Genomic DNA, 15,100 nt, shown 5'->3' with positions numbered 1-15,100 from the left:
CACAGGAGAAGACGATGAGTGCTGTTATCAATGAGTCCGCGCACAACAAGCAGCCGCTGGTGAGCCTGCGCAACCTGAACAAGTTTTACGGTGATTTCGCCGCGGTGGACAACATCGCCCTGGATATCCAGGAAGGCGAGTTCCTGACCTTCCTGGGCTCCAGCGGCTCGGGCAAAAGTACCACCCTGTCGATGCTGGCCGGGTTCGAAACCCCCACCAGCGGTGAGATCCTGGTCGATGGCAAGTCGCTGGTGAACGTGCCACCGCACAAACGTGACATTGGCATGGTGTTCCAGCGCTACTCGCTGTTCCCGCACCTGTCGGTTCGCGACAACATCGCCTTCCCGCTGGCGATCCGCAAACTGTCGGCGGCCGAACGCAACAAGCGTGTGGATGCGATGCTCAAGCTGGTGCAGCTGGACAAGTTTGCCCATCGCCGCCCTTCGCAGCTGTCCGGTGGCCAGCAGCAGCGGGTCGCGATTGCTCGGGCGCTGGTGTACGAACCTCGCATCCTGCTGATGGACGAGCCCCTCGGTGCGCTGGATAAAAAACTGCGTGAAGACCTGCAAGACGAGTTGCGTCAACTGCACCGTCGCCTGGGTATCACCATTGTCTACGTGACCCACGATCAGGAAGAAGCCATGCGCCTGTCCCAGCGCATCGCGATTTTCAGCCACGGCAAGATCGTCGGCCTGGGCAGTGGCTACGACCTTTACCAGAATCCGCCGAATGCCTTTGTCGCTTCGTTTTTGGGTAACTCCAACTTCCTGCGGCTCAAGGCCCAGAGCAACGCCGCGGCGACCTTCGAAGGCCAACCGCTGTCGATTCGCCTGACCACGGGGCTGAAGGTCGACCAGGATGTGCTGCTGATGGTGCGCCCTGAAAAAGCCCTGGCGCTCAGCGTTCAGCAAGCCACCCAGGACCCGCTTGCCGCAGGCTGGAACGAAGTGACCGCCAAGGTGACCGAAGTATTGTTCCTGGGCGAAAGCCAGACCTGCAGCGTAATCACCGCAGGTGGCACCGCCATGACGGTCAAGGCCTTGTCGGCGGCAGGCATGCCACTCAAGCAAGGAGACCCTGTGAAAGTGCGCTGGGCGACGGCCGATGCCTGCGTGTACACCGAATGGACCGAAGGCGATCTGAACAAGGCGGCTGGCGCGCACTGATCTACGCTTGGGTAGGAGCCGGGTTTACCGGAATGCCGGACCACCGCGATGAAGACCACGCGGACTTCCTGATGCACCGCGGTGTGGCCATCGCAGCATAGGTATCTACACAATTCTGGGGCAGCGCGGCTCTTGTAGCCGCTGCCGAGGTACGAGGCTGCGATCGGCGGCGAAGCCGTCGTAAATTCAGGCCCTTCGGTGTGCCTGATGGATTACGGTCTCAGGTTTTACGGCCGCTTCGCTGCCGATCGCAGCCTCGTACCTCGTCAGCGGCTACATTCGTAGCAGTAGACGAGTTCAGCGAGGCCAGATCCGGGGACGTAGTCCTCGCAAAGCCTGTACTCGCGGTGTATCTGAATACTGAAGTGCCAGGTTTTACGACTGCTGCGCAGCCGGACGTGGCCTCGTTCTACTCGTCCACTGCTACGAAATGCAGTACACCAAAAGATGTGTAGATACCTATGGCCATCGCAGTGGTCCGGCACTCCGGCAAGGCTGGCTCCTACCCGACGGCGGCGCGGTTGGGGTAGGTGCCAGCCTTGGCTGCGATGCAGGCGCCGCGCATTGTCAGGTAATGCGTGGAGCCGTGATCGCGATCAAACCTCTACAAAATCCTCAGCGAACGACTGCCGCCGCCATCAACGGCCCTACTTGCTCATCAGTCAGCGCCGGATACACTTCCATATCGAGCAGGTCATTCCACTGCAACACCCACCGCTGGATCTGCACGAAATCATCTGCCTCTGCCACACCGAATCCAAGGTGGCTGCCCACCGCATGCCAGCGGCCCACCATCTTCACACCTTCAGGCGGCAAACCGCCGGTTCGCAGAAAGCGTTCGATGGCGGCATCTCTAAGTGCCGGGCTCGACCGCCATTTGATGATAAATAACATACGTCACCTCCAGACTCGCACAGTGACCCCCATCACAAGGCTTAGCAGGTGCCCGGCGATGTGCGTGACCGCTGATCTCTTGCTCCGCCAGCGCCCTCAGCTCGCGGCCTGAACGTTGGCAAACCGGATCCACATCTGCCACTTTCGACCAGTGTTATTGATAGGTCACTATCGTTTATGCTGAGTCCAACCGCACTCGCTACTACGCGGAAAATGGGCCTTTGTGACTTTACGGGTGCTGGCCTTCATCTACGTTTGAATACGCAAAAAAAGCCGTCGGAGACCAACCCGGCGGCAACAAGCATCTCTTCAGTACATAACGAGAAGTATCGGCCCGCTGCAAGGGCCAATGTGCACAGGATAGGCCCACCGGTACGGAAGGTCTTGGCTGTGAGCGCCACCTACTTGTCAGCCACTGCCAAACCTTAATAGCACGCCGAGACCTGCCTGATGCCTCCCTTGCGACTGCTCTGTTCACTGCCATTAGCGGCTCTGCTGCTGACGCACAGCCTGCCTGGCGCAGCGGCTGGCTGCCCTGAAGGCCAGTATGGGATCTGCTTTACCGACTGTTTTTGCCTACCCGACCCGGTGCGCGCCCAGCAGGACATCACTCGCATGGCGGCGTCAGCGTTGGAAAACTGGATTGTTGCTTCGCGAAACCATGCCGTCAGCCAAGGGGCCGCCGCCATACCCGAGCCGATCCGTGAGCGTTTGCTGGACTATTATCCCGCCAGCGTACTGGATGCGGCGCAGTATTCCCTGGGTACCCTTGACCAGCTCAGCGCAGCCAGTGCCGTGATGCAGAACCCGGACACTAATGCGGTGACGCTGATCGACCTGATTGTGTTCCGCGATCCGCAGGATGCCTTGCAGAACGTGGCGCTGTGGGCCCACGAGCTCAAGCATGTGCAGCAGTATCAAGAGTGGGGGGTGGCGGAGTTCGCAGCGCGGTACACCCGCGACTACGAAGCAGTGGAGGCGCCGGCTTATGAAGTCCAGCGCCTCGTTGCAAAGCAATTGCGCAAATGATGCAAGCGATCAGGAAGTCGCCTTGACGCCCAACGGCGCCCGCCCCTCGCCCCGCTTGCGCAGCAGCGCAATGGCCAGGATGGTACCGGTCACCGCCGCTGTCATCAGTGTTTCATACCGATAGGCCGGGCTGAATAGCATGTACCCCAGCACCAGGCCGATGACGGCGATCACAAACCAGGTCAGCCAGGGGAACAACCACATCTTGAACTCCAGCGAATGGCCTTCGCGGTCCTGCTGCTTGCGCATCCGCAGCTGCGACACGGCGATAACCAGATACACCAACAGCGCAATGGCGCCGGTGGTCGACAGCAAGAAGCCAAACACTTTGCCCGGCGCCACATAGTTGACCAGGCATCCGGCAAAGCCTGCCAGGGTCGACAGAATGACCGCCACACGTGGTACGCCGTTACGCGACAAGTAGCGAACCTTGGCCGGTGCTTCGCCACGGCTGGCCAGCGAGTAGAGCATGCGCGAGGCCGTGTAGAGGCCTGAGTTCATGCAGCTGGTCACAGCCACGAATACCACCAGGTCAACCATCAACTTGGCAGCCGGCACATTGAGTACTTCCAGGACGCGCTGGAACGAACCCACTTCGGTCAGGCGCGGGTCATTCCAGGCCACCAGCGACACGATAAAGAAGATCGAGAACACGTAGAAAATCGCAATGCGATATACCACAAGGTTAGTGGCCTTGCGGATTTTCTCTTTCGGGTTTTCCGTTTCGTCTGCCGCGATGGTGACGATTTCAGCACCGAAGAACGAGAAGATCGTCACCAGCACACCGCCCAGTACCGCACCCAATCCGTTGGGCATGAAGCCGCCATGCTGCATCAAGTGCTGCACGCCGGATACCTCGGGGGCCAGCGGGAACACGCCCAGCACTGCCAGGGTACAGACCGCGATAAAGGCCAGGATCCCGATGATCTTGACCAGCGCAAACCAATACTCGAACTCGCCGAAGTTCTTCACGCTGGCGAGGTTGGTGCCGGCCAGGGTGATCATGATCACGAAAGCGAACAACCAGGACGGTACCGCCGGGAACCAGGCATGCAGGATGTCGGCGCCAGCAATCGCTTCAACCGGAATGATCAGCACCCAGAACCACCAGTACAGCCAACCAATGGTGAAACCGGCCCAGGGGCCAATCGCGCGACTTGCATAGGTGGAAAACGAACCGCTGTCGGGGTTGGCAATCGCCATTTCCCCGAGCATGCGCATCACCAGCAGTACCAGGGTGCCGGTAAGGATATAGGAAATGAGAATAGCCGGGCCTGCGGTGGCGATGGCATTGGATGAGCCAATGAACAAGCCGGCGCCAATGATGCCAGCAATGGAGATCATCGAAACCTGGCGTGAGCTCAAACCATGTTTGAGCGCACGCGGTGGAGCGTTGCGGGATGAAGTCATTGTCACCTCTAAAGCAGATCGGCTCAAACCCAGGCAAGCACCGAGGCCGTTGACGATTGCTAATTTATTAAAGTCTTATTGTGTGAGGCTGTTACAGCAGGTACTGATTGTGCCCCTTCGTCGATAACCGCAGAGACGGGTTGAAATCATTGACCGGGACCAGTATTAATCTGGCGCGGGGCATTCAACAAACGACCTTTACGCAACACATCATTCCCGTTTGGAATGACTTTCCGCCATCTCAGACAGGTGAAACGCGATACGCCGCCGAGGTGCCGAGGGTCAAGGCCTTCATTGACTGGATCATGCAACGCGTACCGCACAGCGACACGGCACATCCATCAATTTTGGAATGACTCAACGAGTTTTATTCGCTTGCGAAAAGGCCTGCCAACTCGCTTATATACGGGCACTTATTAACCTTGAGTGAGAATGTTGCCCAGCGTGTGAGTTAATCTACAGGGCGACTTTATTCTCACGCAAGTGACCCACCTAAAACGGGAGCCATCGCGAGCATGAGCGTCGATTCAATCAGCCAATCCATTTCCATCGTTCACCCCATTTTGTTGGAGCATGGAAAAAACGCTGAAGTCTGGGACACTTCCGGCAAGCGCTATATCGACTTTATCGGCGGTATCGGCGTGCTCAACCTGGGCCATTGCAACCCGCGCATCGTGGCCGCCATCGGCCAGCAGGCGAGCAAGCTCACCCATTACGCCTACAACGCAGCCCCGCATCAGACCTACGTGCAGTTCATGCAACGCCTGGCCAACTTTGTACCGGTCAGCTACCCGTTGAGCGGCATGTTGACCAACAGTGGCGCGGAAGCTTGCGAAAATGCCCTGAAAATTGCCCGTGGGGCTACCCGTCGCACCGCGGTCATAGCCTTCGACGGCGGCTTCCATGGCCGTACACTTGCTACGCTGAACCTCAATGGCAAGGTTGCCGCCTACAAGCAAGGCGTCGGCATACTGCCCGGCCCTGTCTATCACCTGCCTTACCCAAGCAAGGACACCGGCGTCACCGTCAGTGAAGCCCTCAAGGCCATGGACCGGCTGTTCAGCGTCGAAATCGACGTCAATGACGTGGCCTGTTTCATCCTGGAGCCGGTGCAAGGTGAAGGGGGCTTCCTGGCGTTGGAGCCTGAATTCGCGCAAACGCTGCGTCAGTTCTGCGACAAGCACGGTATTTTGCTGATCATCGATGAAATCCAGTCCGGTTTTGGCCGTACTGGCCAGCGCTTTGCGTTTTCGCGCCTGGGCATCGAACCCGACCTGCTGCTGCTGGGCAAAAGCATCGGCGGTGGCTTGCCTTTGGGCGCAGTCGTGGGTCGCAAATCCCTGCTGGACACCCTGCCCAAAGGCGGTTTGGGCGGCACTTACTCGGGCAACCCGATTGCCTGCGCGGCCGCCTTGGCCACCCTGGATGAGATGAGCGACGCCAACCTCTCGGCCTGGGGTGAATTGCTCGAAAGCTCGCTGCTACAACGCTATCAGCAATGGCAGGAGAAAAATCTGTCACCTGTGCTCGGCCCCCTGACCGGCGTGGGCGCCATGCGCGGCATCAGCCTGGTCAACCCGGACGGCACGCCCGCCACTCAACAACTGGCCCAACTGCTGCAAAGTGCACGCGAAGCTGGGTTGCTGCTGATGCCCAGCGGCAAGTCCCGCAACATCATTCGGCTATTGCCACCCCTGACCATCGAAGCCTCGGTGCTCAATGAAGGCCTGGATATTCTCGAGCGCTGCCTGGCACGCCTGAGCTGATCGCCCTTCGGGCTGTGCGCCCGGCAAGCTGGCGGCATCTGATCTAGGCTTACCGGATCGACTGCCCGCACGCAGCCCCGCACATGAAGGCGCAGCCCCATGAAGCACTGCGACGTTCTGATTATCGGTGCCGGCCCTACAGGGCTGGTACTGGCCTTGTGGCTGAGCAAACTCGGCATCAAGGTGCGCATCATCGACAAGACGGCTGCACCCGGCACCACGTCCCGGGCCTTGGCGGTGCAGGCCAGGACCCTGGAGCTGTATCGCCAATTGGATCTTAGCGATGCGGTCAGAGCACTGGGCCATCAGTTGCCCGCGGCCAACCTTTGGGTCAAGGGCCAACATATGGCACGACTGCCCCTGGATGCCATCGGTCATGAACTCACGCCCTACCCGTTCCTGCACATTTTCCCTCAAGACCAGCACGAGCAGTTGTTGATCGAACGGCTGGCCACCTTCGGCGTGCAGGTCGAACGACAAACCGAACTGGTCGATTTCACCGATCACGGTCATCTGGTCAGCGCCACGCTCCAAGGCCCCGACCCACAACAAGAGTTCTGCCAGGCTGCTTACCTCGCGGGCTGCGATGGCGCGAGCTCGACCGTGCGCAAAGCGCTGGGCAGCGAATTTTTCGGAGGCACCTACCGGCAAGTGTTTTATGTAGCCGACGTTGACGCCAGCGGCCCCGCGCTGGACGGCGAGCTGCACGTCGATCTGGACGAGGCAGACTTTCTCGCCGTCTTCCCGCTGGCAGGCAAAGGTCGAGCCCGGCTGATCGGCACCGTGCGCGATGAGCGGGCCGATCACGCAGAAACCCTGGCGTTCGAGGATGTCAGCGGCCGCGCCATGGAAAACATGCACGTGCAGGTCATTAACGTTAATTGGTTTTCCACCTACCGCGTCCACCACCGGGTGAGCGCTCGCTTTCGCCAAGGCCGCGCGTTCCTGCTGGGTGACGCTGCCCACGTGCACAGTCCGGCGGGTGGCCAAGGCATGAACACGGGTATTGGCGATGCCATCAATATGGCCTGGAAGCTGGCGGCGGTCATCAAGGGCCAGGCACAAGAGCGCCTGCTGGACAGCTATGAAGCCGAACGCATCGAGTTTGCCCGGCAATTGGTGGCGACCACCGACCGAGTCTTCTCCTTTGTTTCCTCGGACGGCCCGGTGGCCAATCTGATTCGCACCCGCGTCGCGCCGCTGGTTATCCCCAAGGTATTCAGCTTTGCAGCGACACGCGAGTACCTGTTTCGCACCATCTCCCAGATCACTGTCAATTATCGCGGCATGCCGCTCAGTGCTGGCAGCGCCGGTCATGTACACGGCGGCGACCGACTACCCTGGGTCGTTGTAGGCGCGCACGACAACTATCAGCATCTGGACAGGCTGTGCTGGCAGGTGCAGGTCTATGGCCAGGCCAGCGCCGAGCTGGCGACCTGGTGCTCCCGCAACGGGCTACCCCTGGAGGTGTTCGAATGGACGGCTGCCCATCATGAAGCGGGCATCAAGCAAGACGCCATGTTCCTCCTGCGACCCGACACCTATATAGCCCTGGCGTCCATGGACGCCGATGCCCTGGCCTTGGAGCGCTACTTCAAAGAACACTCGCTCGACCTTCAAGACACAGATGCATCTGCCGACGGAACTGTGTAAAAAGAGCTGACGACCCTGCGCCTCGTCAGCGCCTTTTTCGAAGGATTCCGAGCATGATCTATCGTCCTCTTGGCCGCAGCGGCCTTCAGGTTTCCGCGTTGACCCTGGGCAGCATGATGTTCGGTGAACAGACCAGTACCGAAGATTCACTGCACATCATCGACAAGGCCTGGGACCAGGGGGTCAACTTCATCGACACGGCCGACGTCTACAATGGCGGTCGCAGTGAAGAAGTCGTCGGTGAAGGCATCGCCCGCCACCGCCATGACTGGGTGCTGGCGTCCAAGGTTGGCTACGGCCCGGTCGATGGCGTGCCCAACCGTAGCGGCCTAGGCCGCAAACATATTTTCAACGCCATCGAGGCCAGCCTGACGCGCCTGGGCACTGACTACCTGGACATCTACTACCTGCACCGGGAAGACCACGGCACACCACTGGAGATCACCGTCGCCGCCATGGGTGACCTGCTGCGCCAGGGCAAGATTCGCCATTGGGGGGTCTCGAATTTTCGCGGCTGGCGTATCGCTGAAATCGTCAACCTGGCAGACCGCTTGGGCGTAGCACGACCGGTGGTCAGCCAACCGCTCTACAACATCGTCAACCGCCAGGCCGAGCCTGAGCAGTTCACGGCTGCCGCCCATTACGGCCTGGGCATCGTGCCCTTCAGCCCCCTGGCCCGAGGTGTGCTCAGTGGTAAATACAGCGCTGAGGCGGCGCCCGACAGCAGCAGCCGCGCCGGGCGACAGGACAAGCGCATCCTGGAAACCGAATGGCGGGCCGAGTCGTTTGCCATCGCTCAAAAAATCCAGGCCTACAGCGCCGCCAAAGGTGTTGGCATTGTCGAGTTCGCGATTGCCTGGGTGCTGAATAACTCGGCGATCAGCTCAGCCATCGTCGGCCCTCGCACACAGGCGCAATGGGACACTTACAGCAAAGCGCTGGACGTCGTCATCAGCGCTGAAGACGAGGCCTTCATCAACTCACTGGTCACACCGGGCCACGCTTCCACCCATGGCTATAACGACATCGCCCATTTTGTGACCGGGCGGGTGCCGCGCCAGCGCTAGATCGCTGCAACCCGGGGCGGCAACCTGTGCTTAAATAGCCGCCCTTTTTCACCCGCGGATGTTCGAACATGCAGTCCTCCCCCCTCAAGGTGCTGGTTATCGGTTATGTCTGGCCGGAGCCACGCTCATCAGCCGCGGGTGGACACATGATGCAATTGCTCGAAGCCTTCATCGGGGCGGGCTGGGGGGTGACCTTTGCCAGCCCAGCCACCGAGGGCGAGCACAAGGCGGATCTGGCCACGCTGGGCATCGCCGAATGCAGCATCGAACTCAACAACAGCAGTTTCGACACCTTTGTCGCCACCCTCGCGCCCGATGTGGTGCTGTTCGACCGTTTCATGATGGAGGAGCAATTCGGCTGGCGCGTCGAGAAGCACTGCCCCGACGCCCTGCGCGTGCTGGAGACGTCGGACTTGCAAAGCCTGCGCGACGCCCGTCATCACCTGCTCAAGGACAGCCTGAGACAAAACCCGGATCGCGATGATTTCACTGCGCTGTTTGCCCCGGACGATCGTACCCTCTTCAGGCACATGGCCACGGCCGACCTCACTCAGCGGGAACTGGCAGCGATCTACCGCAGCGATTTGAACCTGATGATTTCCGATCGCGAAATCGATCTGCTCACCCAACAGTTCCAAGTCCCCGCGGCCCTGCTCCATTGGTGCCCGCTGATGCTCGACAGCGCCCCTCGTGCCTGCAAACCCTTTGCTGAGCGTGCAGATTTTCTGAGCATCGGCAACTTTCGTCATGCGCCTAACTGGGACGCCGTGCTCTGGCTCAAACAGGCCATTTGGCCACGCATACGGGAACAACTGCCTCGCGCCCGATTGCTGGTGTACGGCGCCTATACCCCCCCCAAGGCCACAGCGCTGCACAACGCCGCCCAAGGCTTTCATATCATGAACTGGGCCGAAGATGCCTTGCAGGTCATGAGCGACGCGCGTATCTGCCTGGCGCCGCTGCGCTTTGGCGCCGGTATCAAGGGCAAGTTGGCCGATGCCATGCTGTGTGGCACGCCCAACGTCACGACGCCCATAGGCGCCGAAGCGATGCACGGTGATTCGCCCTGGCCTGGAGCCATCGCCCAAAGCGCCCAGACAATCGCTGACGAAGCGGTGGCGCTGTACCAGGATCAGATTCGTTGGGAGCAAGCCCAGGCTGACGGCTTGGCGCTGCTGGAATCGCGCTATGCCTACCCACGGCATGCCGCTGCCTTGATAGAGCGCATCAGTGCCTGCGTTGCAAACCTGGCCGAACATCGGCTCGCCAACTTCACCGGCGCCATGCTTCGCCATCATCATCACAAGAGCACCCAATACATGGCCCAGTGGATTGAAGCCAAAAACCGGGCGCGGTGAGACGCTAATACTTTAGTGATGTAATCCAACGCACCTGAAAAGTTCCCCATCAACTTAGCGGGTGCGGTCTAGTTGTGAACGGCCGCTGTTGATAGCCTTGTTAAGAGCCGCTTGGAACTTCCATTTATCTGTTCGACACTTCTTGATCATTTACCCTCTGCCGAGCAACCACTACACTGAATTTAACGGTCCGCTTCAATACCGTCTTTCACTGTCCTGGCCATGAACTGCGTTAACCGGTTAATGCGCCCCGATGGCCTGAATCGAACGAAAGGAGTACAGACTTTGTCCAAACTTGCCGAATTTCGCGCCGCCGAAAAAGCCTTGAAAGAACAGCTCGCCCAACTCGAGACGTTGAAAAACGACGCCGGCCTTAAACGGGAAATCGAGTTTGAGCAAAAATTGGTTGGGCTGATGAAAACCTATGACAAGCGCCTGAGCGACATCATGGCCATCCTGTCACCCGGCAAAGTCCCACCTAAAGCCGGCGCCCCGAAAACACGCCGGGCACGGGTCGTCAAAGTGTATGAAAACCCGCACACCGGCGAGCTGATTGAAACCAAGGGCGGCAACCACCGAGGCCTCAAGGCGTGGAAACAACAGTACGGTGCCTCGACCGTCGACAGCTGGGTGCGCAGCTGACGAACGTGTCGACGAACGTCACGAGGTTTTTCACACTTTTTTCACAGCAGCTCTCTCAGGATGAAATTCGCTAAAGGACTAGCGCCCCAAACGCCCGCTTCGGCGGGCTTCTTATTTTCAACCCTCAGCGCCGCCCAGGCGCTGAGGGTTTGCGTAAACGCTTCAGTTCCGTATCATCGACCTCCAAACAAGCACGATTGCGCATCCGACGCTTCGCCTGCTTTCTTAATCTGGAGTTCGCAATGAGCCTGCAATCACTCGAAACCTTTCCGGGCGTGACCGCCCAACCCGACGCCGCCACCCAGCGGTTCGTGTTCAACCACACCATGCTGCGCGTCAAAGACATCACCCGCTCGCTGGACTTCTACACCCGCGTACTGGGCTTTAGCCTGGTTGAAAAGCGCGACTTTCCGGAAGCCGAATTCAGCTTGTACTTCCTGGCACTGGTTGATAAAGCACAGATCCCCGCCGACGATGCCGCGCGCACCGAGTGGATGAAGTCGATCCCCGGCATTCTTGAATTGACTCATAACCACGGCACAGAAAGCGACGCGGACTTTGCCTACCATAATGGTAATACCGACCCCCGCGGCTTTGGCCATATCTGCATTGCCGTGCCGGATATTCGCGCCGCGTGCGAGCGGTTTGAAAGTTTGAACGTCCCCTTCCAGAAACGCCTCAACGATGGGCGTATGAAAAGCCTGGCGTTTATCAAGGACCCGGATGGTTACTGGGTTGAAATCATTCAACCTAGCCCGTTGGTGTAACACCCCTCGCCAACAACAAAAGCCGGCGAGTCGATTGTTTCGGCTCACCGGCTTGATGTCGAAAGAGATGACACTTGCACAATTGCATTTGCATTCCTGCCCAGCCGTCGGGTTATATAGGGTCAAGCGCGTGCGCCGCTGGCGTTCGCCGTCCTGATGCAGCGAGTTGTACTGAGTTCGCTGGCATCGTTTAGAAGGAACCTGGCATGACCCCACGACATGTAATCAATGCATCAGTAAGCCCCAAAGGCAGCCTGGAGACACTGTCCCAACGCGAAGTGCAGCAATTGAGCGCTGCCGGGTCAGGAAGCATCTATTCCCTCTTTCGCCAGTGCGCCCTGGCTATTCTCAATACAGGCGCCCATGTAGACAACGCCAAGACCATCCTTGAGGCCTATAAGAGCTTCGAAGTTCGGATCCACCAGCAAGACCGCGGTGTGCGCCTGGAGCTGCTCAATGCGCCAGCAGATGCCTTCGTGGACGGCGAGATGATCGCCAGCACCCGAGAAATGCTGTTCAGCGCCCTGCGCGACATCGTCTATACCGAAAGCGAGTTGGAGAGCCAGCGGATCGACCTGGAATCCTCCCAGGGCATCACCGACTACGTCTTCCACCTGTTGCGCAACGCCCGCACCCTCCGCGCCGGCGTCGAGCCCAAGATAGTCGTTTGCTGGGGCGGCCACTCGATCAGCTCCGAGGAATACCAGTACACCAAGAAAGTTGGCCACGAACTGGGCCTGCGCAAGTTGGATGTCTGCACCGGCTGCGGGCCAGGCGTGATGAAGGGCCCCATGAAAGGCGCCACCATCGCCCATGCCAAGCAACGCATCAATGGTGGCCGATACCTGGGCCTGACCGAGCCCGGTATCATCGCCGCCGAAGCGCCAAACCCCATCGTCAACGAATTGGTGATCCTGCCGGATATCGAAAAACGTCTGGAAGCCTTCGTTCGGGTCGGCCACGGCATCATCATCTTCCCCGGTGGCGCCGGCACCGCCGAAGAGTTCCTGTACTTGCTCGGCATCCTCATGCACCCGGACAACTACAACCTGCCGTTCCCGGTTGTGCTGACCGGCCCCAAGAGCGCCGAACCTTATTTGCAACAGTTGCATGCCTTCGTCGGCGCCACCCTGGGCGAGGCGGCCTACCGTCACTATCAGGTCATCATCGACGACCCAGCCGAAGTCGCACGACACATGACCGCAGCGCTCAAAGAGGTCAAGCAGTTCCGCCGCGAGCGCAACGACGCCTTTCACTTCAACTGGCTGCTGAAGATCGAAGAAAGCTTCCAGCGCCCCTTCGACCCCACCCACGCCAACATGGCCAGCCTACAACTGAGTCGCGAGTTGCCGCCCCACGAATTGGCGGCCAATCTGCGCCGGGCGTTTTCCGGCATCGTCGCGGGTAACGTCAAGGACAAGGGCATCCGCCTGATTGAGGAGCATGGCCCATACGAGATTCACGGTGATGCCGCCGTGATGCAGCCACTGGACCAACTGCTCAAGGCCTTCGTCGCCCAGCACCGCATGAAGCTCCCCGGTGGCGCCGAGTACGAGCCCTGCTATCGCGTGGTGACCTGACCCTGTAGGAGCTGACCTTGGTCGCGATGGCGTCACCGCGGTCTATCTGACATACGCGGTGACGCCATCGCGACCAAGGTCGGCTCCTACAAGGGTTGTGCCGGATGTATTGGATATACGTCAGGCCGGCGCAGAAGTGCGGATCAGGTGGTCGAAGGCCGCCAGGGATGCCTTGGCGCCCTCGCCTACCGCGATCACGATCTGCTTGTACGGTACGGTGGTCACATCGCCCGCCGCGAAGATGCCCGGCACGCTGGTTTCCCCGCGTGAGTCCACCACGATTTCACCGCGTGGCGACAGCTCGATCGTGCCCTTGAGCCAGTCGGTGTTAGGCAACAAGCCGATCTGGACGAATATGCCTTCCAGTGCAATATCCCGCAGGTCATCGCTGTTGCGATCCTTGTAGCGCAGGCCGTTGACCTTCTGCCCATCGCCCAGCACTTCAGTGGTCAGGGCGCTGGTGATGACCGTGACGTTAGGCAAGCTGTGCAGCTTACGCTGCAACACGGCGTCGGCGCGCAGTTGGCCGTCGAACTCCAGCAGCGTGACATGGGCGACGATACCCGCCAGGTCAATAGCAGCCTCCACGCCCGAGTTACCACCGCCAATCACCGCCACGCGCTTGCCCTTGAACAGTGGGCCATCGCAGTGCGGGCAGTAGGCGACGCCGCGGTTACGGTATTCCTTTTCACCCGGCACATTCATTTCGCGCCAGCGTGCACCTGTGGCGAGGATCACGGTCTTGGCCTTGAGCGTGGCACCACTGGCAAAGCGTACTTCGTGCAGGCCACCGTCAGCGCCCGGTACCAGGGCATTGGCACGCTGCAGGTTCATGATATCGACGTCGTATTGCTTGACGTGTTCTTCCAGCGCCATGGCCAGTTTCGGGCCTTCGGTCTCTTGTACCGAGATAAAGTTTTCAATGGCCATGGTGTCCAACACCTGCCCACCGAAGCGCTCGGCGGCAACGCCGGTGCGAATGCCTTTACGCGCGGCATAGATTGCCGCTGCGGCGCCCGCAGGGCCGCCCCCAACCACCAGCACATCAAAGGCGTCCTTGGCCTTGAGTTTTTCGGCTTGACGCTCACCCGCGCGGGTGTCGATCTTCGCCAGAATCTCTTCCAGGCCCATGCGGCCCTGGCCGAAAATCTCGCCATTGAGGTAGAGGCTCGGCACTGCCATGACCTGGCGTTCTTCGACTTCGGCCTGGAACAGGGCGCCGTCGATGGCCACATGGCGCACATTGGGGTTGATGACCGCCATCAGGTTCAGGGCCTGCACCACGTCCGGGCAGTTCTGGCACGACAGCGAGAAGTAGGTTTCAAAGTTGAACTCGCCCTTGAGCGAGGCGATCTGCTCCAGGGTCTCGACGCTGGCCTTGGACGGATGACCGCCCACTTGCAGCAGCGCCAACACCAGGGAGGTGAATTCGTGGCCCATGGGGATACCGGCAAAACGCAGGCTGATATCCGCGCCAGGGCGATTGATCGAAAACGACGGCTTGCGGGCGTCGGTGCCGTTGTCGAGCACGGTGATCAGCGTCGACAGGCTGGCGATGTCACGCAGCAGGCCCAGCAACTCTTGGGATTTCGCGCCGTCGTCAAGGGAGGCGACGATCTCGATCGGTTGCGTAACCCGTTCCAGGTACGATTTCAACTGGGCTTTAAGATTGGCGTCCAACATACGGGCGATCTCCATGGTTTTCGGGTAATAAAAAACGCCCGAGCGATTGCTCGCCCGGGCGTTTGGGGGCGGTGATGCGAACTAG

General features: G+C 59.8%; 12 protein-coding genes. 9 read left to right on the top strand and 3 right to left on the bottom strand.

What is annotated here, in order from left to right; translation table 11 throughout:
* Positions 1–14 precede the first annotated feature (14 nt).
* A complete protein-coding gene (locus AC3IX4_RS12600) occupies positions 15–1,166 on the top strand; it encodes an ABC transporter ATP-binding protein (RefSeq protein WP_489260841.1) in 1,152 nt (383 codons plus the stop codon).
* 615 nt (positions 1,167–1,781) lie between these two features.
* Here AC3IX4_RS12600 and AC3IX4_RS12595 read toward each other — a convergent pair.
* Positions 1,782–2,060: a DUF3303 domain-containing protein gene (locus tag AC3IX4_RS12595; RefSeq protein WP_489260840.1), complete on the bottom strand. Its 279-nt coding sequence runs from the start codon at positions 2,058–2,060 to the stop codon at positions 1,782–1,784.
* A gap of 450 nt (positions 2,061–2,510) precedes the next feature.
* Between AC3IX4_RS12595 and AC3IX4_RS12590 the strand changes: the two genes are divergently transcribed.
* On the top strand, positions 2,511–3,089 hold the full coding sequence (locus AC3IX4_RS12590; RefSeq protein ID WP_489260839.1) for an eCIS core domain-containing protein: 579 nt from the start codon (positions 2,511–2,513) through the stop codon (positions 3,087–3,089).
* Positions 3,090–3,098: 9 nt separating this feature from the next.
* On the opposite strand, the gene AC3IX4_RS12585 is transcribed toward AC3IX4_RS12590, so the two are convergent.
* Positions 3,099–4,499 (bottom strand): amino acid permease, encoded by a 1,401-nt coding sequence (locus AC3IX4_RS12585; protein ID WP_489260838.1) that lies wholly within the window; start codon positions 4,497–4,499, stop codon positions 3,099–3,101.
* 515 nt (positions 4,500–5,014) lie between these two features.
* On the opposite strand from AC3IX4_RS12585, the gene AC3IX4_RS12580 reads away from it, so the two are divergent.
* From AC3IX4_RS12580 to ppnN, 7 genes are all read left to right on the top strand, one after another.
* Positions 5,015–6,265 carry a 2-aminoadipate transaminase gene (locus AC3IX4_RS12580; RefSeq protein WP_489260837.1) on the top strand — a complete coding sequence of 417 codons (1,251 nt, stop codon included), beginning with the start codon at positions 5,015–5,017 and terminating at the stop codon, positions 6,263–6,265.
* A 99-nt stretch (positions 6,266–6,364) separates the two neighbouring features.
* On the top strand, positions 6,365–7,918 hold the full coding sequence (locus AC3IX4_RS12575; protein WP_489260836.1) for an FAD-dependent oxidoreductase: 1,554 nt from the start codon (positions 6,365–6,367) through the stop codon (positions 7,916–7,918).
* A 53-nt stretch (positions 7,919–7,971) separates the two neighbouring features.
* The gene (locus tag AC3IX4_RS12570; RefSeq protein WP_489260835.1) at positions 7,972–8,985 is read left to right on the top strand and encodes an aldo/keto reductase; all 1,014 of its coding nucleotides are present in this window, start codon (positions 7,972–7,974) and stop codon (positions 8,983–8,985) included.
* Positions 8,986–9,053: 68 nt separating this feature from the next.
* On the top strand, positions 9,054–10,343 hold the full coding sequence (locus tag AC3IX4_RS12565; RefSeq protein WP_489260834.1) for a glycosyltransferase: 1,290 nt from the start codon (positions 9,054–9,056) through the stop codon (positions 10,341–10,343).
* 285 nt (positions 10,344–10,628) lie between these two features.
* The gene (locus AC3IX4_RS12560) at positions 10,629–10,985 is read left to right on the top strand and encodes a histone-like nucleoid-structuring protein, MvaT/MvaU family (RefSeq protein ID WP_489260833.1); all 357 of its coding nucleotides are present in this window, start codon (positions 10,629–10,631) and stop codon (positions 10,983–10,985) included.
* Positions 10,986–11,227: 242 nt separating this feature from the next.
* Positions 11,228–11,752, top strand: coding sequence for a lactoylglutathione lyase (gloA, locus tag AC3IX4_RS12555; protein WP_489260832.1), 525 nt, complete (start codon positions 11,228–11,230; stop codon positions 11,750–11,752).
* Between the two features lie 206 nt (positions 11,753–11,958).
* Complete coding sequence (gene ppnN, locus AC3IX4_RS12550; protein ID WP_489260831.1) at positions 11,959–13,332, top strand: nucleotide 5'-monophosphate nucleosidase PpnN; 1,374 nt, start codon at positions 11,959–11,961, stop codon at positions 13,330–13,332.
* A 120-nt stretch (positions 13,333–13,452) separates the two neighbouring features.
* Here ppnN and ahpF read toward each other — a convergent pair whose 3' ends face one another.
* Positions 13,453–15,015, bottom strand: coding sequence for an alkyl hydroperoxide reductase subunit F (gene ahpF, locus AC3IX4_RS12545; RefSeq protein ID WP_489260830.1), 1,563 nt, complete (start codon positions 15,013–15,015; stop codon positions 13,453–13,455).
* Positions 15,016–15,100: the final 85 nt, after the last annotated feature.

Source organism: Pseudomonas sp. KH_021 (assembly GCF_057838865.1).
The sequence above is the reverse complement of the archived record's forward strand: the minus strand, read 5'-3'. Positions and strand labels throughout refer to the sequence as shown.

Bases quoted from the DNA above. Each gene is read 5' to 3' on its own strand.
- AC3IX4_RS12575 (WP_489260836.1), top strand. From the start codon at position 6,365: ATGAAGCACTGCGACGTTCTGATTATCGGTGCCGGCCCTACAGGGCTG.
- AC3IX4_RS12600 (WP_489260841.1), top strand. From the start codon at position 15: ATGAGTGCTGTTATCAATGAGTCCGCGCACAACAAGCAGCCGCTGGTG.
- AC3IX4_RS12565 (WP_489260834.1), top strand. From the start codon at position 9,054: ATGCAGTCCTCCCCCCTCAAGGTGCTGGTTATCGGTTATGTCTGGCCG.
- AC3IX4_RS12595 (WP_489260840.1), bottom strand. From the start codon at position 2,060: ATGTTATTTATCATCAAATGGCGGTCGAGCCCGGCACTTAGAGATGCC.
- AC3IX4_RS12570 (WP_489260835.1), top strand. From the start codon at position 7,972: ATGATCTATCGTCCTCTTGGCCGCAGCGGCCTTCAGGTTTCCGCGTTG.
- AC3IX4_RS12585 (WP_489260838.1), bottom strand. From the start codon at position 4,499: ATGACTTCATCCCGCAACGCTCCACCGCGTGCGCTCAAACATGGTTTG.
- gloA (WP_489260832.1), top strand. From the start codon at position 11,228: ATGAGCCTGCAATCACTCGAAACCTTTCCGGGCGTGACCGCCCAACCC.
- AC3IX4_RS12580 (WP_489260837.1), top strand. From the start codon at position 5,015: ATGAGCGTCGATTCAATCAGCCAATCCATTTCCATCGTTCACCCCATT.
- ahpF (WP_489260830.1), bottom strand. From the start codon at position 15,015: ATGTTGGACGCCAATCTTAAAGCCCAGTTGAAATCGTACCTGGAACGG.
- ppnN (WP_489260831.1), top strand. From the start codon at position 11,959: ATGACCCCACGACATGTAATCAATGCATCAGTAAGCCCCAAAGGCAGC.
- AC3IX4_RS12590 (WP_489260839.1), top strand. From the start codon at position 2,511: ATGCCTCCCTTGCGACTGCTCTGTTCACTGCCATTAGCGGCTCTGCTG.